Origin of the sequence: Corallococcus terminator, from assembly GCF_003611635.1 — a bacterium.
GTDB lineage: Bacteria > Myxococcota > Myxococcia > Myxococcales > Myxococcaceae > Corallococcus > Corallococcus terminator.
Genome location: NZ_RAVZ01000190.1, coordinates 1 through 18646, shown reverse-complemented (window position 1 = coordinate 18646; position 18646 = coordinate 1). Strand labels below are relative to the sequence as shown.

The 18646-nt window shown below is 69.3% G+C and carries 16 protein-coding genes; 10 read left to right on the top strand and 6 right to left on the bottom strand.

The features are described from left to right. Positions 1 to 263 precede the first annotated feature (263 nt). On the top strand, positions 264 to 533 hold the full coding sequence (locus D7V88_RS24960; RefSeq protein WP_120543152.1) for a hypothetical protein: 270 nt from the start codon (positions 264 to 266) through the stop codon (positions 531 to 533). A 157-nt stretch (positions 534 to 690) separates the two neighbouring features. Here the strand turns inward: D7V88_RS24960 and D7V88_RS24955 are convergent, their stop codons facing one another. Continuing rightward, complete coding sequence (locus D7V88_RS24955) at positions 691 to 1473, bottom strand: TatD family hydrolase (protein ID WP_120543151.1); 783 nt, start codon at positions 1471 to 1473, stop codon at positions 691 to 693. A gap of 14 nt (positions 1474 to 1487) precedes the next feature. Then, positions 1488 to 3218: a gamma-glutamyltransferase gene (gene ggt / locus D7V88_RS24950; protein ID WP_372241117.1), complete on the bottom strand. Its 1731-nt coding sequence runs from the start codon at positions 3216 to 3218 to the stop codon at positions 1488 to 1490. A 415-nt stretch (positions 3219 to 3633) separates the two neighbouring features. Here ggt and glmU point away from each other — a divergent pair, with 415 nt between their 5' ends. Both glmU and glmS read left to right on the top strand, forming a co-directional pair. Next, a complete protein-coding gene (gene glmU, locus D7V88_RS24945) occupies positions 3634 to 5034 on the top strand; it encodes a bifunctional UDP-N-acetylglucosamine diphosphorylase/glucosamine-1-phosphate N-acetyltransferase GlmU (protein WP_120543150.1) in 1401 nt (466 codons plus the stop codon). 103 nt (positions 5035 to 5137) lie between these two features. Continuing rightward, entirely contained in the window at positions 5138 to 6973 is a 1836-nt protein-coding gene (gene glmS, locus D7V88_RS24940; RefSeq protein WP_120543149.1) for a glutamine--fructose-6-phosphate transaminase (isomerizing), read from the top strand. Between the two features lie 95 nt (positions 6974 to 7068). Here glmS and D7V88_RS24935 read toward each other — a convergent pair whose 3' ends face one another. The 4 genes from D7V88_RS24935 to D7V88_RS24920 are packed head-to-tail and all read right to left on the bottom strand — an operon-like array spanning position 7069 to position 8922. Then, positions 7069 to 7344: a hypothetical protein gene (locus D7V88_RS24935; RefSeq protein WP_120543148.1), complete on the bottom strand. Its 276-nt coding sequence runs from the start codon at positions 7342 to 7344 to the stop codon at positions 7069 to 7071. After that, on the bottom strand, positions 7341 to 7844 hold the full coding sequence (locus D7V88_RS24930) for a DUF3106 domain-containing protein (protein WP_120543153.1): 504 nt from the start codon (positions 7842 to 7844) through the stop codon (positions 7341 to 7343). Before D7V88_RS24930 ends, D7V88_RS24935 begins: the two co-directional genes overlap by 4 nt. Continuing rightward, a complete protein-coding gene (locus D7V88_RS24925; RefSeq protein ID WP_120543147.1) occupies positions 7844 to 8323 on the bottom strand; it encodes an anti-sigma factor family protein in 480 nt (159 codons plus the stop codon). Before D7V88_RS24925 ends, D7V88_RS24930 begins: the two co-directional genes overlap by 1 nt. After that, the gene (locus tag D7V88_RS24920) at positions 8320 to 8922 is read right to left on the bottom strand and encodes an RNA polymerase sigma factor (RefSeq protein WP_120543146.1); all 603 of its coding nucleotides are present in this window, start codon (positions 8920 to 8922) and stop codon (positions 8320 to 8322) included. The genes D7V88_RS24925 and D7V88_RS24920 overlap by 4 nt, the downstream gene beginning before the upstream one ends. A 90-nt stretch (positions 8923 to 9012) precedes the next feature. Between D7V88_RS24920 and D7V88_RS24915 the strand changes: the two genes are divergently transcribed. From D7V88_RS24915 to D7V88_RS24885, 7 genes are all read left to right on the top strand, one after another. Next, positions 9013 to 9771: a hypothetical protein gene (locus tag D7V88_RS24915; RefSeq protein ID WP_147448856.1), complete on the top strand. Its 759-nt coding sequence runs from the start codon at positions 9013 to 9015 to the stop codon at positions 9769 to 9771. Positions 9772 to 9883: 112 nt separating this feature from the next. Continuing rightward, positions 9884 to 10969 (top strand): recombinase RecA, encoded by a 1086-nt coding sequence (recA, locus tag D7V88_RS24910; RefSeq protein WP_120543144.1) that lies wholly within the window; start codon positions 9884 to 9886, stop codon positions 10967 to 10969. 271 nt (positions 10970 to 11240) lie between these two features. Next, positions 11241 to 13382, top strand: a complete 2142-nt coding sequence (locus D7V88_RS24905; protein WP_120543143.1) for an alkaline phosphatase D family protein — start codon at positions 11241 to 11243, stop codon at positions 13380 to 13382. Positions 13383 to 13634: 252 nt separating this feature from the next. Beyond that, the gene (locus D7V88_RS24900) at positions 13635 to 14318 is read left to right on the top strand and encodes a DUF5819 family protein (protein ID WP_147448855.1); all 684 of its coding nucleotides are present in this window, start codon (positions 13635 to 13637) and stop codon (positions 14316 to 14318) included. Continuing rightward, the gene (locus tag D7V88_RS24895; protein ID WP_120543141.1) at positions 14315 to 15385 is read left to right on the top strand and encodes an HTTM domain-containing protein; all 1071 of its coding nucleotides are present in this window, start codon (positions 14315 to 14317) and stop codon (positions 15383 to 15385) included. Before D7V88_RS24900 ends, D7V88_RS24895 begins: the two co-directional genes overlap by 4 nt. Before the next feature lie 86 nt (positions 15386 to 15471). Continuing rightward, positions 15472 to 15708 (top strand): hypothetical protein, encoded by a 237-nt coding sequence (locus tag D7V88_RS24890; RefSeq protein ID WP_120543140.1) that lies wholly within the window; start codon positions 15472 to 15474, stop codon positions 15706 to 15708. A gap of 98 nt (positions 15709 to 15806) precedes the next feature. Then, positions 15807 to 18467 (top strand): carboxypeptidase-like regulatory domain-containing protein, encoded by a 2661-nt coding sequence (locus tag D7V88_RS24885; RefSeq protein WP_120543139.1) that lies wholly within the window; start codon positions 15807 to 15809, stop codon positions 18465 to 18467. Positions 18468 to 18646 lie beyond the last annotated feature (179 nt).

The following is an 18646-nucleotide window of genomic DNA, read 5'->3' as shown; positions in this document are numbered from 1 at the left end:
GCTCGCCCCCCTGCACCGCGCCATCCCCCGGAGTGTTGACAGCGCAACGCATCATCGCCCCCGGGGCGGGGTTAACCGCGTTGACAGTCACGAACTTTACATTTTACGCCGGCCCGGTCCGCGGATGGAGCCCCAGTCCCCCTTTGAGTGCCGTCAACCCTCTGGAATCACGGTGGGTTTACGAATTTTCAAGCAGGGGGGTGACAGCGCCCGGATTCGACTTTAGATTGCGTTCGTCGGATTCCCCACGTGAGGAGCGGCGCATGGCTTACGACGGCGAGCTTGTGAAGATGCAGAACGGTCGCTGGGCGCGGTTCCAGCGGTGCCAGGTGTACCGGCCGGGCGTCACGGACGCCGGTGAGACGATGCTGCTGATCGCGGTGGAGCTGGAGGAGCGCTACCAGCAGATGCTCGACGACGCGGCGGATTCCCTCGCGGAGTACCGCTCCCAGGGCGTCCAGGTGCGGCTGGCGCCGGATGCGCAGGGCCTCTCCCTGCAGCCCGAAGCGTCTGCTTCCGCGTCCGTGAACTAGGTCCCCCGGCACCCTTCGGGTGCCCGGTTGGCCGCATGCACTGTAAATCTCCGGGCCCTGCGCTTTCACTGCGCGGGGCCCGTTGCATTTACAAGCCCTGGAGCCCGGAGCCTTTTCACACGCCCGGTGCCGCCCGCACCGGGCGCGTCTGGCGCGCTCAGTCGTGGATCTGGAAGAAGGTCGCGGCGTTGTCCCGGGTGACGCGCCGCACGAGCCGTTCGGACAGCTTCGCCTTGCCCAGCAGGTTCGCGGTGCGCGCGAGGCCCAGGATGTCCCCCGCGCCGTCGCCCGCGTCCGAGTCCAGCACCAGCCGCTCGCTGCCCAGCCGCCGCACCAGGGCCACCGCCCGGTCCGCCTGGAGGGCCTCCGGGTGCAGCGTCAGCCCTGCCCAGTGACCCACTTCCAGGATGGTGCGCACGGTGCGCGCGTTGGCGTGGTCCACCAGCGCGCGCGACGGGGCGAGCCCGGACTGGCGCAGCAGCGTGAGGATGCGCCGCGTGTGGCGCTCCTTGTCCTTCAGGGGCGTGTGCACCACCACGCGCAGCTTGAGCTGGCGGGCCAGGGCGAGCTGTTCGAGGAACGCTTCCTCCTCCTCCTCGCCGCCCGCGTGCAGCCCCGTCTCTCCCAGGGCCACCACGCGGCCGCCCTCGAAGTAGTCCGGCAGGTGGCCCAGGACCTCCGACAGGCCCCGGCGGGGGATGCAGCGCGGGTGCACGCCCAGGGCCGCCCAGGCGCGGATGCCCAGCCGCTCCAGCCGGGGGAGCTGGCGTTCGACCAGGTGGTCGAAGTGCTGGCGCAGCGCCTTGGCCGTCGCTTCCGGGAAGTGATGCGCCACGACCAGGGCCCGCTCCACGCCGAAGAAGCGCATGGATTCCAGGTCCTGGTCGGTGAGGGCCTCCGGGTGGAGGTGCGCATCGAAGAGCGGCAGCGGCTCGGGCACGGTTCTCCTTCTCTCTAGTCCTGGCCCATCGCGGCGCCCTCGTTGCGCGGGTCGCTGGACGAGGAGCGCAGGTTCGTACGTGGGTCGCTGTAGACGGCCTCCGCGTCACCCCAGCCGTCCACGCGGCGAATCTTATGGCCCCGGGCCTCCAGGGTGGCCAGCGTCGCGGGCTCCAGGCCCCACTTGTCCACCCACAATTCGTCCGGGAGGTACTGGTGATGCAGGCGGCCCGCGCCCACCGCCCGCGTCACGTCCATGCCGTGGTCCACCACGTTGCTGATGGCCTGGATGACGGTGGTGGGGATGGTGGAGCCACCAGGGCTGCCCACCGCCAGCATCACGCGCTTGGGGTCTTCCTTCGCGAACACCAGCGTGGGCGACATGGAGGACAGGGGCACCTTGCCGGGCTGGATGGCATTGGGTTCGCCCGTGACAAGGCCATACGCGTTGGGCACGCCCGGCTGCGCGGCGAAGTCATCCATCTCATCGTTGAGCAGCACGCCGGTGCCCTTGCCCACGAGGCACGAACCGAAGCTGTAGTTGACCGTCGTCGTCATGGCCACCGCGTTGCCATCCTTGTCGATGACGGAGATGTGCGTGGTGTTCTTCTTCTCCGGCTCCGGCGTGAGGGGCCCCGCGTCGCGGCGCAGCGTGGAGGCCGGGCCGCCCGTCACCGGCGCCAGCAGGGACGCGCTCGCGGTGGCCTTCTTCGGGTCGATGTTGCCCGCCAGGTCCGCGATGTGGCCGGGCGAGGACAGCCGCTCCAGCGGCACCTGCACGAAGGCCGGGTCGCCCAGGTACTTCGCGCGGTCCACGTACGCGCGGCGCACCGCCTCCACGTAGAGGTGCAGCGCGTCCGGGTCGCGGTAGGGCAGGCCCTGGGGACGCAACTGCTGGAGCATGCCCAGCACCTGCACGACGGCCAGTCCTCCGGCGCTCGGCGGCGGCATGGTGAGGATGCGGTGGCCCCGGTAGGTGGTCTCCAGGGGCGTGGCCTTGCGCGTCGTGTAGGCCGTCAGGTCCTCCTGGGTGAGCACGCCGCCCGCGTCCTTCACCGACTTCACCAGCGCCTGCGCCACCGGGCCCGAATAGAACGCCTTCGCGCCGCCCTTCGCGATGAGGCCCAGCGTGCGCGCCAGGTCCGGCTGCTTGAGCAGGTGGCCCAAGGGGGGCACGTCCGGCGTGCCCTGCGCGTTCTTCACCAGGAAGATGCGCGCGGCCTCCGCGTCCTGGCGCAGGCACTCCGCGCGGCCCGTCGCCATCTGCTGGTACTTGGGCGTCACCCAGAAGCCCTGCTTCGCCAACTGGATGGCCGGGGCCAGCACCACCGCGGGCTTGAGCTTGCCGTGCGTGGCGAGCAATTCCAGATAGCCCGCCACCGCGCCCGGCACCGCCACGCTCAGCGCGCCGTCCGTGGACAGCCCCGGCACCAGCGCGCCGTCCTTCAGGTACATGTCGCGGGACGCGGCCTTCGGCGCCACCTCGCGGAAGTCCAGCACCCGCGTGTCGCCCGTCTTCGCGTCGTGCACCAGCGCGAACCCACCACCGCCCACACCGGAATGGTAGGGACCCACCACGGCCGCCACGAAGGCCGCCGCCACGGCCGCGTCCACCGCGTTGCCGCCCTTCTCCAGCATCTTCAGCGCGGCCTCGCTCGCGGGGGGGTACGCGGTGGCCACCGCACCTCCCCGGTAGGGCCGCGCCGCGAAGGCCGTCGCCGCCGCGAGTAGCACCGCGAGTCCCACCGAGCGGGCAAGTGCATGCCCGACGGATCCAATGTGTGTATTTCCCACCTGGACGCCTTTCCTTGTGATTTCCGGCCGTTCCCTAATGCACCATGCATCGCGTTGGGACCAGGGTTTCAACAGGACAACATTTTTTTCCTTGGATTGTGAAAGGAGACAAGGCACTCTTGGGCCATGTGTAGCGACTGGTGGCGTCCATGAGTCCTCCAAACCCCAGTGAGGGTCCGGCTCCGGTGCCGGCCTCCGTTCCGGTGCGGCTGACGACGTTCCTGAAGCCGCGTTACGGCATCACGGTCCAGCGCAATACGTTGTGTGTGGCAGTCAGCGTCCGGACTTCTTCTGAAGGTCCCCGGCCCGCTTTGACGCCCGCTCGCGGTTGACGAGTTGATCGGCGGTCCCTAATTCTCCGCCGCATATGACAGCTTTGGCAGCGGTGGTCCTGTGCGCGGGGAAGGGCACGCGGATGAAGTCGGAGAAGGCGAAGGTCCTTCACCCCATCCTCGGTCGTCCCATCTGCGCCTATCCCTTGAAGCGGGCCCTGGAACTGGGCGCCACGTCCGTGGTGCCGGTGGTGGGCCACCAGGCCGCCGAGGTGGAGAAGTCCATCCGTGCCCACTTCCCGGACGCGCCCCTGCGCTTCGCGCTCCAGAAGGAGCAGCGCGGCACGGCGGACGCGGTGAAGGCCGCCCAGGACGCGCTCGCGGGCCACGAGGGCCGCGTGCTAATCCTCTACGGAGACGTGCCGCTCTTGCGCAAGGAGACGCTCCAGGCGCTCTTGTCCGCGCATGACGCCGCGGGCGGCGCGCTGGCCATGGTGTCCACCACCCTGGAGGACCCGACGGGCTACGGCCGCGTCATCCGCGAGGGCGGCAAGGTGTCCCGCATCGTGGAGCACAAGGACTGCACCCCGGAGCAGCGCGCGGTGAAGGAGTGCAACGCGGGCATCTACTCCGTGGAGGCGTCCTTCCTGTGGAAGGCGCTCGCGGAGATCAAACCCGTCAACGCGCAGGGCGAGTACTACCTCACCGACCTCGTGGAGATGGCCGCCCGCCAAGGCCCCGTGGGCGCGGTGGACGCGGACGCCACGGAGACCGCGGGCGTGAACGACAAGGTGGAGCTGGCGGCGCGGGCCCGCGTGCTCCAGCAGCGCATCAACGAAGCCCACATGCGCGCGGGCGTGTCCATCCAGGACCCCGCCACGGCGTACATCGAAGAGGGCATCACCATTGGCACCGACACGGAGATTGGGCCGAGCGTCACGCTCGCGGCCGGCACCGTCGTCGGCAAGAACGTCACCATCGGCCAGGGCAGCGTGCTGACGGCTTCCCACGTGGCGGACGGCACGCACATCAAGCCCTACTCGGTGCTGGAGGAGGCGCGGGTGGGCGACCGGTGCATCATCGGCCCGTTCTCCCGGCTGCGTCCCGGAACCGAGTTGGCAGAGGACGTGCATCTGGGGAACTTCGTGGAGACGAAGAAGGCCCGCATTGGCAAGGGCAGCAAGGCCAACCACCTGACTTACCTGGGCGACGCCAACATCGGAGCGGGCTGCAACATCGGCGCGGGCACCATCACCTGTAACTATGACGGGGTGAACAAGCACCTGACGGAGCTGGGCGACGGGGTCTTCATCGGCTCCGACTCGCAGTTGGTGGCGCCGGTGAAGGTGGGAGATGGCGGGTATGTCGGCGCGGGCACCACGGTGACGAAAAATGTGCCTCCTGGGAGCCTCGCTGTGTCCCGTGCGCCGCAGGTGGTGAAGGAGGGTTGGGTGGCGGCCAAGAAGGCGCGGCAGACGAAGGTGAAGGCAGGCTGATTTCCGACGCCTGCCTGGTGGTCGGACGGTGGGGCGTGGTTGGGCGTGACAAGGTTTCCCGTGGTTTGCTCTGGCGGGCGCGGGTCGAGAAAGAGGCAGGAATATGTGCGGGATTGTTGGCTACGTCGGTGACAAGGAATCTGCTCCCATCCTGGTGTCGGGTCTGAAGAAGCTCGAGTACCGGGGCTATGACTCCGCGGGCGTCGCGGTGGTGAGCGGCAACCAGCTCAACGTGGTGCGCGCCACGGGCAAGCTGCGCAACCTGGAGAACCGGGTGGTGCAGGACCTGCCGAAGGGCACGACGGGCATCGGCCACACGCGTTGGGCGACCCACGGCCGTCCCTCCGACGAGAACGCCCACCCGCACACGTACAAGAACGTGGCGGTGGTGCACAACGGCATCATCGAGAACCACCTGGCGCTGAAGGTGGAGCTGCGCGCGCGCGGCCACGTCTTCGCGTCGGAGACGGACTCGGAAGTGTTCGCCCACCTCATCTCCGAGGAGGTCGAGCGCGGCGTGGACCTGCCGGACGCGGTGCGAGCGGCCATCAAGCAGGTGAAGGGCACCTACGGCCTCGTGGTGGTGTGCTCCAAGGATCCGGGCCGCATCGTGTGCACCAAGGACGCGTCGCCCATGGTGCTGGGCCTGGGCGAGGGCCAGAACTTCGTGGCCAGCGACGTGCCCGCGCTGCTCGAGCACACGCGCGACTTCGTCTACATGGAGGAGGGTGACCTGGCAGTCATCACCGCCGCGAAGGTGGACATCTTCAACCGCGCGGGCCAGTTGGTGAACCGCCCCACGCGCCGCATCGACTGGACGCCGATGATGGCGGAGAAGGGCGGCTACAAGCACTTCATGCACAAGGAGATCCACGAACAGCCCCGCGCCATCGCGGACACGCTGCGCGGCCGGATGCTCCTGTCCGAAGGCGACGTCCACTTCGACACGTGGAACCTCAGCCTCGAGCAGGTGAAGTCCTTCACCAAGGTCACCATCCTGGCGTGCGGCACGTCGTGGCACTCCGGCGTCGCCGGCAAGCACATGATCGAGTCGCTGGCGCGGCTGCCGGTGGAAGTGGAACTCGCCAGCGAGTTCCGCTACCGCGACCCCATCGTGGAGAAGTCGCACCTGGTCATCGCCATCAGCCAGTCGGGTGAGACGGCGGACACGCTGGGCGCCTTCAAGGAGGCCAAGCGGCTGGGCGCCCACACGCTGGCCATCTGCAACGTCATTGGCAGCGCGATGACGCGCGAGTCGGACCTGCACATCCTCACCAACGCGGGTCCGGAGATCGGCGTCGCGTCCACCAAGGCCTTCACCACGCAGTTGGTGACGCTGTACCTCTTGGCGGTGAAGCTGGGCCGCATGCGCGGCACGCTGTCGGTGGAAGGCGCGCAGGAGCACCTGACGCAGTTGGCGCAGGTGCCGAAGATGATCGAGGACGTGCTCAAGTGCGAGCCGCAGGTGAAGCGCGTCGCGCGTGAGTTCATGAACGCGCAGGACTTCCTGTTCCTCGGCCGCGGCCCCATGCACCCGGTGGCGCTGGAGGGCGCGCTCAAGCTGAAGGAGATCTCGTACATCCACGCGGAGGGCTACGCGGGCGGTGAGATGAAGCACGGCCCCATCGCGCTCATCGACGAGAAGATGCCCGTCGTGGTCATCGCGCCGAAGCATCCGCACGTCGCGTACGAGAAGATCATCGGCAACATCGAGGAGGTCCGCGCGCGCGGCGGCAAGGTCATCGCCGTCATCGACGAGGACGACACGCAGGCGGACACCCTGGCCGACCACGTCATCCGCATCCCCGCCGCCTCCGCGCTGCTCGCGCCGGTGGTGGCCACCATCCCGCTGCAACTGCTCGCCTACCACGTGGCGGAGATGCGCGGGAACGACGTGGACCAGCCCCGCAACCTGGCCAAGAGCGTGACGGTCGAATAGCGACACGGCGCTTCAACGCCTGACGCGAAAGAGCCCGGGTTCCCTTCCACAGGGGCCCGGGCTTCTTCGTTTGCTTCACGCTGGGGTGCGCGGCTTCAGGGGTCTTCCGACAGCTCCAGCAGCACTTCCAGGTCCGCCGCCGCGTCCAGCGATTCGAGCAGCTCCAGGTTCTCCACCACCTCGCGGTCCTCGTCGGTGAGCGCGGGCTCCTGGCGGCGGACGTCGGTGGGGATGGGGCGCGCCTCCGGATGCACCGGCGCGACGGGGGCGGGGCGCTCCGGTGCTTCACCCGGCGACGGGGCCTGTTGGGCCGCGGCGGGCAGGGCGAGCCCGAGCGTGAACAGCAGCAGCCATGACGGGGCGGTGCTCACTTGCGCCGCCTTTCGCGCAGCCGCTCGCGAGCCTCCTGACGCTGCTCGGCGGACATCTGCCGCCAGCGGCGCATGTTCTCCATCATCTGCTCGCGGCGCTCGGGGTGTTCCTTCAGGTAGGCGCGCATCCGCTGGCGCAGCTCCGCGCGACGCTCCGTGGACAGGCCCCTGAGGTCGCGCACCTGTTCGCGCACGGCCTTGCGCTCCTGGGGCGACAGGCGCTGGAAGTCGCGCAGGTTGGTGCGCAGCCGCTCCCGCTCCTCGGGGGGAAGCTGCCGCCAGCGCTGGAGGTTCTCGCGCACGCGCGCCTGCTCCTGGGGCGGCATCGCCTTGAACTCGCGCAGTTTGGCTCTCAGCGCTTCCTTCTGTTCCGGGGGGAGCTTCTCGAAGCGCTCGGCCGCGGTGGGCGTGGGGGCGTTCGCCGCGCGGGCGGACGCGACCGGCAGGAGGGCCAGCGTCAGTCCCACGGCGAGGGCCGTCAGGGTCGTTCTTCCCAGCATCACGGCATCCCCAGTTCGTGGAGGTTCTCGACGACCTCCAGGTCGTCGGAGCTGTCGAGTCCCAGCACTTCGTAGTCCTCGACCAGCTCCAGGTTCGTCGCCACTTCCAGCGCGCCCGCGTCCAGCTCTTCCAGCGCCGCGGTGTCCACGCCGCCGCGTCCCGCGACGAGCAGCGCCAGCACCGCGGTCGCGGCCACGCCCGCGGAAGGCACCAGCACGCCCGGCCGCAACAGCGACGCCATCCGCTCCCGCCACGTGGGCGGCAGCGCGTCCAGCCGCGCCAGCACCTCCCGGCGCGAGGAGGAGGACGGGATGAAGGCGGGCAGCTCCGCCATCCGCGCCACGGTGACTCGCAGCAACTGCTCCGTCCGCTGGCACTCCGCGCAGGTGCCCAGGTGGGCCTCCATCCGGGTGCGCAGCGGGGGCGGCAGCTCCCCGTCGACGTAGGCCGTCAGGTCTTCTTCGTAGGTGCAGCTCATGCCCGACTCCTCGCGGGCACGGTGCCCGCCTGCAACGCTTCAATCCTGCGCGCCACCGCCAGGGTGGCGCGGTGGATGAGACTCTTCACGGCGGCCTCGCTCGCCTCCAGCGCTTCGGCGATGTCCCGGTACGCCATGCCTTCGAACCGGCACATGGTGAAGGCCGCGCGCTCGCGGTCGCTCAAATCGCCCAGCGCCACGCCCACCGCCGCTTCCAACTCCCGGCCGCTCAACGCCTGGTCGGGCCGGTCCCCTTCGGGCCCTGGCATCTCCACCGCTCCCGCGTCGTCCGCGTCCGGGGCCTCCGAGGCGAGGCGCGCCACGCGGTACTCCCCGCGCCGCATCTCGTTGAGGCAGTGGTTGGTGGCCACCCGGAAGAGGAACGTCTTGAACTTCGCCGTCGGCTTGTAGGAGCGCGCGTGGCGGTAGAGCTTCACGAAGATGTCCTGCGTGAGCTCCTCCGCTCGCGCCGGGTCCCCCACGAAGCGGAACGCGAAGCGCGCCACGCTCGCGTGGTGTCGGTCGAAGAGCCAGGCGAAGGCCTGTTTGTCGCCCGCCGCCACCTTCAGCATCGCCTGCGTGTCCGGGTCCGAATCCATCCGTGAGGCATCAACCCCGTTGCCCGGAGGAAGTTGCGGGCACCTTCCACTTTGAACCCCGAGGGGCGCCCCGGTTACAGTTTCGCCACCGTGACCGATGCTTCCCGCCCACGTCCACGTACATCCGACTCCCCCTTCGAGGGCGAGGACGGTGCCCCGTCGGACCTGGCGGCCTGGGAGCCTCCGGCGCAGTCCGGCTCGCCCACCCCGCCCTCGGACTCCCCGCTGCCCATGCTCCTGTTGGCGCAGCAGGCCCGGCGGGCCTCGGGGGAGGAGCGGCTGCGGCTGGCGTCGGATTTCAACGGGCTCCTGGCGGACGTGGTCGCGGAAGGGGCGGGACGCGCGGAGGCGGATGCCTTCCACCGGCTGCTGGAGGGCGGCACCCTGGAGGGGCTGGTGGACGCGGACGGGCGCACCTGCCGCGCCGCGACGGTGGAGTCGCTCTTGGCGCTGGGCTTCCCCTATGCGCTGGAGGTGCGCCCGGAGGACCTGGACCACCTGAAGACCACCCCGGTGCTGGGGACCCAGCTCGCGCCGCCCCGGGGCGGGCCGTTCCCGGCGCTCGCGGTGGGGCTGGGGGCGCTGGCGGCCCAGGTGCTGCTCACGGTGACGGGGCTGGTCGAGCCTGGCGGGCTGCTCATCCTCCAGGGGCTCCTGAGCCTCCTGTCCCTGGCGCTGCTGACGGTTGCCTCGGTGGGCTCTCCCCTGTATCGCGGAGCCCTGGCGCTGCTGACGGTGGTGTCCGGGGTGGGGTTGTGGATGTTGCTGGTGCCGGACGTCCCGGCCGGTTGGGTGGCGGGGCTGGGCGGTCTGGTGGCCGCCTTCCTGGCCGCCCTGCGCAAGAGCTGACCGGCAGAACCCAAAACGGATGTCAGAGGGGTGGACTAGGGTCTACCCATCGCGTACTAAAAGCGCGTTCAGGTGGGCCGGGGTGGCCCACTCTTCCAAGGAGCGACGAGAAATGGCCGTGAATCAGGAGAAGGAAAAGGCGATCGAGCTGGCGCTGGCGGCGGTGGAGCGTCAGTTCGGCAAGGGTTCCATCATGCGGCTCGGCAACGACGAGCCGATGATGAAGGACATCCAGGCCATTTCGACGGGGTCCATCTCGCTCGACATCGCGCTGGGCGTGGGCGGCGTGCCGCGCGGGCGCATCATCGAAATCTTCGGGCCGGAGTCCTCCGGCAAGACGACGCTGTCGCTCCACATCGTCGCGGAGGCGCAGAAGCGCGGCGGCGTGTGTGGCTACATCGACGCGGAGCACGCGATGGACGTGGGCTACGCGCGCAAGCTGGGCGTGCGCACCGACGACCTGCTCCTGTCCCAGCCGGACACCGGCGAGCAGGGCCTGGAGATCGCGGAGATGCTGGTGCGCTCGGGCGCCATCGACGTGCTGGTGGTGGACTCGGTGGCCGCGCTCGTCCCCAAGGCGGAGCTCGAGGGTGAGATGGGAGATGCGCACATGGGCGTGCAGGCGCGCCTCATGAGCCAGGCGCTGCGCAAGCTCACGGGCACCATCTCCAAGAGCCAGACGTGCGTCATCTTCATCAACCAGATCCGCATGAAGATTGGCGTGATGTTCGGCAACCCGGAGACGACGACGGGCGGCAACGCGCTGAAGTTCTACGCGTCGCAGCGCATGGACATCCGCCGCGTGGGCGCCATCAAGAACGGCGACAACGTGGTGGGCAGCCGCACCCGCGTGAAGGTCGTGAAGAACAAGGTCGCGCCCCCGTTCAAGGAAGTCGAGTTCGACATCATGTACGGCACGGGCATCTCCCGTGAGGGCGACCTCATCGACCTCGCCTCCAACGACAACATCGTGGAGAAGAGCGGCAGTTGGTTCTCCTTCAAGGGAGAGCGCATCGGCCAGGGCCGGGAGAACGCGAAGGAGTACCTGCGCGAGCACCCGGAAACCCAGAAGGAGATTGAAGCCCTGGTGCTGGAGAAGTACGGCATCGGCAAGGCGGCCGCTGGCGCCCCCGCGGCGGAAGCCCCGGCGGAGCCCGCGGAAGGGGAGAAGCGTCCCCGCGTGAAGGCCGTGAAGTAGGCCCACACGCCGCGTCCGAAGACAGTCCGTGCGCGTTCCTCCGGGGGGAGCGGCGCGCGCGGGCCTGAAGGAAGAAAGGGGTCGACCGCCGTCGCTGGCGGTCGGCCCCTTTCCCTTTCAATGCGTGCGGGGGGACGGGCAGGCACGGCCGCGTGACGCGCAAGGTCATGCGGGTGTGTCGCGGGGATGTTTCGTGTGGAGGGGGAAGCGCCTCTAGACTTCGTCGGCCGGGAAACACCCCTTCACCCGATTCCCGCTGGAGTCCAACGCCTTGTTCAACCCCTTCAAACGCCGCACGTTCCTGCAAGCCGTGGTTGCTGTCGCGGCGACGACGACCTTTGGATGCTCCGACGACGAGACGTCGGCCACGCCGGATGGTTCGCCCTACTTCCCGCAATCGCTGGCGTCGGGAGATCCGCGCCCGGACAGCGTGGTGTTGTGGGTGCGCGTGGAGGACACCGCGCGCGCCGGCCAGGACCTGCCCCTGCGGCTGGAGGTCTCCACGACGGAGGACTTCTCCTCGCTGGTGCTGGACAAGAAGGACCTGACGGCGCTGGCGGCGCACGACCACGCGGTGAAGGTGAAGGTGACGGGCCTGTCGTCGCGCACGACGTACTACTACCGCTTCTCCTACGAGCAGGACGGCCAGAAGAACACCACGCGCATCGGGCGCACGCGCACCGCGCCCGCGGCGGGTGACGACGTGCCGGTGAAGTTCGCCTTCGCAAGCTGCCAGGACTTCATTGGCCGCTACTACAACGCGTGGCAGCGGCTGTTGCAGTTGGACCAGGACCTGGACTTCATCGTGTTCCTCGGGGACTACGTCTACGAGACCACGGGCGACACGTCCTTCCAGTCCGCCGACGGCGGCCGCACCGTGCGCTTCAGTGAGCCCCAGGCCGCGCTGGCGCAGGGCACGGGCGTCACCGCGTTCCTGGCGGCCAACTCGCTGTCCAACTACCGCGACCTGTACAAGACGGTGCGCACGGACCGGCAGCTTCAGGCGGTGCACGAGCGCTACCCGTTCATCATCACCTGGGACGACCACGAGTTCTCCGACGACTGCTGGAAGGACGTGGCGACGTACGAGGACGGCAAGCGGGACGAGACGCAGTTGGAGCGCAAGCACAACGCCGAGCAGGCGTTCCTGGAGTTCATCCCGCTGGACACCGCGCAGTCCGCCGAAGGTGTCGTCAACGTGGACAACGAGCCGCGCTTCCCCAACACGCGCATCTACCGTGACTTCGAATACGGCCGGCACCTGAAGCTGCTGGTGACGGACTACCGCAGCTACCGTCCGGACCACCTCATCCCGGAGGACGCGTACCCCGGCGCGGTGGCGCTGGACGCGACGCTGCTGGGCGCGGCGCTGGCGGGCCAGCCGGACGCGGTGAAGCAGGTCTTCCAGGCGGACACGTTCGCGTACGTGAACATCGACGACGCGGCCTATGCGCAGCACAAGCAGGTGCTCCAGGGCGCGTACCTGAGCCAGGCGAAGGCGGCGGGCCTGACGGACGCGGAGGCCGCGCAGAAGGTGGGCCTCTGGGTGAAGGGCCCGGTGGCGCTCTTCTACGTGAACCAGGTGTTCAAGGCGGCGGGCTTCGCCGCGCTGCAGATCGCCGCGGCGGACAAGCCCCGAGGCCTGGCGTACGCGCACATGGGCAAGAGCGCGCTCTTCAACATCCAGGGCTCGCGCTACGTGGTGGTGAAGGACACCTTCGACCTGTTCGCGGCGGTGAAGTACCAGTTGTCCGCGGGCGCGAGCGAGGACGTGTTCGGGCCGGATCAGCAGGCGTGGTTCAACCAGACGCTCGCCTCGGCGACCAACACCTGGAAGATGGTGGTGAGCTCCACGTCGCTGTCGGCGCTCATCTGGGACCTGCGCGCGAAGTCGGACATCTACGACCCGACGCTGCGCCAGCGCTTCTACTTCAGCGTGGACCAGTGGGACGGCTTCCCCACGAAGAAGAAGGTCATGCTCAACACGCTCAAGGCGCAGGGCGTGAGCAACGCGCTGTTCCTCTCCGGCGACATCCACGCGTCGTTCGCGTCGGTGGAGGAGGGCGTGCCCACGCTGACGGCGCCGGGCATCACCTCCGGCTCCATCAAGGAGCTGGCGGGCCTGGCCCTGCTGGGCGCGGGCTACGCCCCGGGCGCGCCCGTGTACGGGTACGCCGTCACCAACATGGAGAAGACGCTCAAGGACTCCAACGCCGGCCTGCGCTTCGCGGACGCGGACTCGCACGGCTTCGTGGTGGTGGAGGTGAAGGCGGATGAGACGCTCGCCACCTTCCATCTCATCCCCGCCGCGGAAGTGGCCAAGGACTACTCCAAGCGCGACCCCAGCGAGCTGGAGGCGAAGTTCGCCTCACACACGTTCCGCGTGAAGAACAGCGACATCCAGCCCGCCTGAGACAGGCCGGCTGAAACACCGTAGGGCCTTCGGGGCCGCGTGGGGACACTTCCCCACGCGGCCCCGCTGCTTTTGTAACCCTTCATGTCACAAGCGGGTCCAACCAGACGCCTGGGCGGGACGGCTCAATCCGTTTCAATCAGGGTGAAATGGGGCGGCCGTGTTGACGCAAAGTTTTCTCGCGTGTTACTGCTATTCACATCGCTCCCGCTTGATTCGTTCTGCAAGACCTCACGTGGTCTCCGGGCAATCATGAAATTCCAGCAATTGGGTCAAGCACTCCAGAAGGTGCTGCCCGCAGTGCTGTTGTTCGGTCTGGGAATCCACTTCGCCTTCACGCTGGCGTTCCTGACGCCCATCAACCCGGTGAAGGTGTCTGTCCTTGGCGCGGTCAACCGATACATGCAGCCTTTCTTCTATCAGCGCTGGACGCTGTTCGCGCCAGACGTGGAGGCCAAGACGCGCCATGTGTTCGTGGCATGCCGGGGTGAGGACGCGGCGGGTGTCTCGCGCGAGGAGCCCTGGGTGAACGTCACGTCGCCGCTGCTGGACTTGAAACAGCGCTATCGCCTGACGCCCGCGGACCGGCTGGAGCGCGCGCAGGTGGCGGGGTTGAGCCAGCTCACGGCGAGCGACGACGAAATCACCACCCGGCTGTTGGAGAAGCCCGAGGACACGGACGCCTACCGCCAGGCGGTGGCGGCGGCGGAGGGCCAGCGTCAGCAGCGCAAGCAGCAGGGGCGGCGGCTGTTGGGGCGCGTGGCGTCCGCGGCGTGCACGTCGCTGTATCCCCAGTTGCGCACCCGGGAGGTGCGGGTGCGGATGGCGACCATCAAGGCGCCTGCCTTCTCCCAGCGCATGAACGCGGACGCGCCGGGCGACACGACGTGGATGGAGTTGTCCTGGCAGCCCATGGAAGCGGTGGAGGCGCGATGAGCGAAGGCTCCAGCCCCGCTGTCTCCCCTGGGTCGCCGTCGGCTCTGGCGAAGGCCTGGGAGGCCTTCACCGCCTGGCAATCGCAGCCGCGCTACCTGATGGGCGCAAGCCTCTTCCGCCTGGTCGCGGGCGCGGCGGTGCTCATCGAATACCTCATCAACTACTCCCAGCGGCGCTATCTGTTCGGGCCGTCCGGGCTGTGGCCGTATGAGACGTTCGTCGCGGAGCTGGCGCACACGCGCAACTTCTCCGTCTATGCCTGGAGCGCGTCGCCGCTCTTCTTCGAGGTCTGCTACCACCTGGGCATCCTGGTGGCGGTGCTGTGGATGGTGGGCTGGAGGGCGCGCTGGCTGACGCCCTTCCAATGGGTGTTCCTGTGGTCGTTGCACCAGCGCTTCCCGGGCATCTGGGACGGCGGGGACAACATCATCCACCTCATCCTGGTGTACGCGTGCTTCGCGGACGTCAGCGCGCACTTCTCCCTGGACGCGGAGCGGCGCGCGAAGGGGCCGGCCGCGCCGGAGGGCGTGGAGCCGGGGCCCTGGGCGAAGGTGGGCGCGATGTTCCACAACACCGCGATGGTGGCGTTCGCGGTGCAGATCAGCCTCGTGTATGGGCTTGCCGGGCTCTACAAGGTGCAGGGCGGCGTGTGGCAGGACGGCACGGCCCTCTACTACGCGTTTCGCAGCGGGCAGTTCGTGATTCCGGGCGTGACGGAGTGGATCTACCGCGACGCCTTCGTGGTGACGGCGCTGTCGTACTGCACGGTGGCCTTCCAGGTCGCGTTCCCGTTCCTGCTCTTCCTCAATCCCTACAGCCGCCGGCTGGCGGTGGTGATGGGCTTCACGTTCCACGTGGGCATCGCGCTGGTGCTCGGGCTGGTCACCTTCTCGCTGTTCATGACGTCCGTGGACCTGGCGCTGATGGGCGATGACGAGTACCGCGCCATCGGTCGTTTCCTGACGCGTCTGCGCCAGCGTTTCCTTCCCCGTTCGTCGTCCCCCTCCGCCCCGGTGGCTGTCGAAGCCCTGGCGGAGCCGTCCACAGGATCTCACCCTCCCGCATAGGGGAGGGTGGATACTGGCGTGAAGCTCTGGGGCCCCGGAGCCGAGCGTCAGGGCTGTTCAAAACCCCCAACGCTAGGATTGCCCCCATGAAGAAGCTGCTTGCGCTGTTCGGTCTCGTCGCGGGTCTGGCTGCCTCCTCGTACTCCGTGCCGGCCTCCGCGGCCAAGGGTTCGGACTACAACGGCCCGACGACCAACGCCCAGGACGTCATCATCATCGTCATCGGCGACGACGAGTTCTACTGGGTGGAGTACTACGGCGCGGCCGCGAACGCTTCGACGAGCGCCGCTCCCGTGCTGAGCGACGCGACGTTCGACCGCTAGTCGCGGCGACGTTCGTCTCCAGAAGCGTCACGTGACAACCGGGGCCGCGGTGCCTTTGACCGCGGCCCCTCCTTTTCCATTTCCTTGAGGACAGGGCCATGAAGCGTTGGGTTGCGTGGGTGCTGGGAGCGCTGGTGTCGGGCCTCCTCCTCTGGTTCGCGCTGCGCGAGCCGAACGCGGACCCGACGGTCGTCGCCGCGCGTGAGGAAGCCCCGGCCACCCCGCTTTCGGTCCGTTCCTCGAATGTCTCCGCCCGGGGCGCGGGCCTCACTGAGTTGTCGGCGCTGCCCCTGGTGCCGGACGAGGACCGTCCGGGCGGCTTCCACGTGCAGGGCCTGGTGTTGGACCCGGAGGAACTCCCGGTGGAGGGGGCCACGGTGGTGCTGGACACGAGCCCGCCGCGCTCGGTGCGCACCGGGAAGGACGGCACGTTCGACATCACGGGCCTGTCGCCTCGCGCGTACCAGGTCGTCGCCCGGCATGGCTCGTTGCTGGCGGGCCCGGTGGGCCTGTGGCTGAACGACGAGACGCAGCCCCTGGTGCTGCACCTGCGGCCCGCGGCGTCGCTGGAGGTGACGGTGGTGGAGGGCGCGGAGGCCCGGGGCGTGCCGGGCGCGGCCGTGGAATTGCGCTCGCAGCAGACCGTGCTGGGCACCACGGATGCGCAGGGCCGCGCGTTGCTGCAAGGCTTGCCCGTGGGACGCCATGTCCTCAAGGTGTCCGCCCGGGGCTTCGCGCCGTCGTGGCAGGTCACGCAGGTGGTGGACGCGGTGGACGTGGCCCAGAAGGTGACGGTGGCGCTGCGGGGTGGCGCGGCGGCCTCCGGCACGGTGGTGGATGCGCGGGGCAAGCCGGTGGCGGGCGTCGTCGTGATGCCGGTGCCGGAGACGACCAACACGCTGCTGTCGCTGACGGACGCGCGCGGGGATGGCGTGGAGACGGACGCCCGGGGCGCGTGGCGCTTCGAGCACCTGGGCGCGGGGCCCTACCAGTTCACGGCCTCCGGGCCGCGCGTCGCGCCGGGCACGTCCGCGACCGTGCGCCTGGATGGCATGAGCGAACAGTCCGGCATCACCATCACCGTGCCGGATGCGGCGCGCTTCAGTGGCCGCGTGGAGGATGCGCGCGGGGCGCCGGTGCCCTACGCGGTGGTGCGGGTGGCGCTGGATGAGGGCGCGCGGCGGACGCTGGCCCGGCAGACCACGGCGGATGCGCGCGGCGCGTTCGAGATGGAGGGCCTGCCCCAGCGCCGCGTGGCGGTGGTGGCGAAGCACGAGCGCGCGACGTCCGGCACGCAGTTCGTGGACCTGTCCCAGGAGGCGGTGCGTAAGGCGCCCGTGGTGCTGGTGCTGTCCGCGGCGGAGGTGCTGCGGGGGCGCGTGGAGTCCTCCAGCGGTCAGCCGGTGGGCGAAGCCGTGGTGTCGGCGGAGTTGACGGGGGCCAGGATGCGCGGCCGGTCGGAGCAGACACTGCGCGGGCAGCTCATCACCACGGCGGATCCGGGCGGGCGCTTCGAGTTCCGGGGCCTCCTGCCCGGCACCTACCTGCTTCGCGCCGCGCCGCCGGGCACCACGCTCCAGCAGCGGTTGCCGTGGCTGACGCCGCCGGTGCAGGCGGAGACGGGCGGCATGGAGCCGGTGTTGAAGATGAGCCTGGGAGGCACGCTCACGGGCCGGGTCGTCCGGGAGGACCAGGTGCCGCCCACCGACTTCTCCGTGGTGGTGCGCGGCGCGGGCGCGGCGCCCAACGGTGGTGGGGACGGGCGCTTCCACCTGCGAGGCGTCCCTGCGGGTGAACACACGCTGTACATCACTGGCAAGGGCTTCATGAACAAGACGGTGCCCGGCGTGCGCATCCAGGAGGGGCAGGAGACTTCGCTGGGGGACGTGGTCGTGCAGCGAGGAAGGCAGCTCCAGGGCCGCGTCGTGAACGCGTCGGGCGCGCCGGTGGCCGACGCGACGGTCACTGTGTCGCAGCCGGTGAAGGGCGTGGGCGTGGTGGTGGGCTCGGCGGCGGCGCTGGAGTACGGACTCCAGCAGGTGCGGACGGGGCCGGATGGCGGCTACGTGTTCGAGGGGCTCCCCATCTCACCGCTCCAATTGTCGGCGGAGCACTTCCAGGAGGGGCGGTCGGAGTTCACGCAGCTCCTGGCCGGCGTGGCGGACCAGAAGATGGACCTGCGGTTGTCCGCGACGGGGCAGTTGGACGGCACGGTGCTCAAGGGCAACCAGCCGGTGAGCGGCGCGCTGATCATCGTCACCAACCCGGCGGCCCCCGCGGGCGGCGTCAGCGGGACGACGGGCACGGATGGCACCTTCCACTTCGACAACCTGGCGCCGGCGACGTACTCGGTGCTGGCGGTGACGGAGTCGGGTGGCGGCCAGCAGGTGCAGCGCACGACGGCGAACATCCAGGCGAAGCAGACGGCCCGCGTGGACCTGACGATTCCCGAAGGCAGCGTGACGGTGCTGGTGCGCGCCCAGGCCGCGGAAGGCACGCGCGCCCAGGAGGCCCGGGTGCTCCTCATCGAGAAGCTCCAGGGCGCCAACCAGCCCGCGCAGGTCCAGGCCCTGTCCATGGCGCAGCCCGCGCGCTTCGAAGGCGTGAACCCGGGCGAATACCAGCTCTGCGTGTCCGCCATGACGCTGCCTGGCCAGACGGATGGGGGCACGGGGACGCCCCGTTCGGATTGCCGCCCCGTCAACGTCGCGCAGCAGCCTGTGCAGCAGGAACTGGTGATGGCGCTGCCGCTGCTCTGATGCGCGCGTGAGACATCCGAGGCCTGTCCGGGGCCGCGTGGGGGACATCCCGCGCGGCCCCTTCGTGTTTCATGCGGGCTTTTCGTTTTTACGGCTTTGTGCTGTTTTGCGTGGAAACGATTCCCTGGGATGGAACAGGGCCGGGAAGGAACGCATCGTGGGCGCACGCAAGGGATTGC

Bases quoted from the DNA above. Each gene is read 5' to 3' on its own strand.
- D7V88_RS24960 (WP_120543152.1), top strand. From the start codon at position 264: ATGGCTTACGACGGCGAGCTTGTGAAGATGCAGAACGGTCGCTGGGCG.
- glmU (WP_120543150.1), top strand. From the start codon at position 3,634: ATGACAGCTTTGGCAGCGGTGGTCCTGTGCGCGGGGAAGGGCACGCGG.
- glmS (WP_120543149.1), top strand. From the start codon at position 5,138: ATGTGCGGGATTGTTGGCTACGTCGGTGACAAGGAATCTGCTCCCATC.
- D7V88_RS24930 (WP_120543153.1), bottom strand. From the start codon at position 7,844: ATGCTGGGAAGAACGACCCTGACGGCCCTCGCCGTGGGACTGACGCTG.
- D7V88_RS24925 (WP_120543147.1), bottom strand. From the start codon at position 8,323: ATGAGCTGCACCTACGAAGAAGACCTGACGGCCTACGTCGACGGGGAG.
- D7V88_RS24920 (WP_120543146.1), bottom strand. From the start codon at position 8,922: ATGGATTCGGACCCGGACACGCAGGCGATGCTGAAGGTGGCGGCGGGC.
- recA (WP_120543144.1), top strand. From the start codon at position 9,884: ATGGCCGTGAATCAGGAGAAGGAAAAGGCGATCGAGCTGGCGCTGGCG.
- D7V88_RS24900 (WP_147448855.1), top strand. From the start codon at position 13,635: ATGAAATTCCAGCAATTGGGTCAAGCACTCCAGAAGGTGCTGCCCGCA.
- D7V88_RS24895 (WP_120543141.1), top strand. From the start codon at position 14,315: ATGAGCGAAGGCTCCAGCCCCGCTGTCTCCCCTGGGTCGCCGTCGGCT.
- D7V88_RS24890 (WP_120543140.1), top strand. From the start codon at position 15,472: ATGAAGAAGCTGCTTGCGCTGTTCGGTCTCGTCGCGGGTCTGGCTGCC.
- D7V88_RS24885 (WP_120543139.1), top strand. From the start codon at position 15,807: ATGAAGCGTTGGGTTGCGTGGGTGCTGGGAGCGCTGGTGTCGGGCCTC.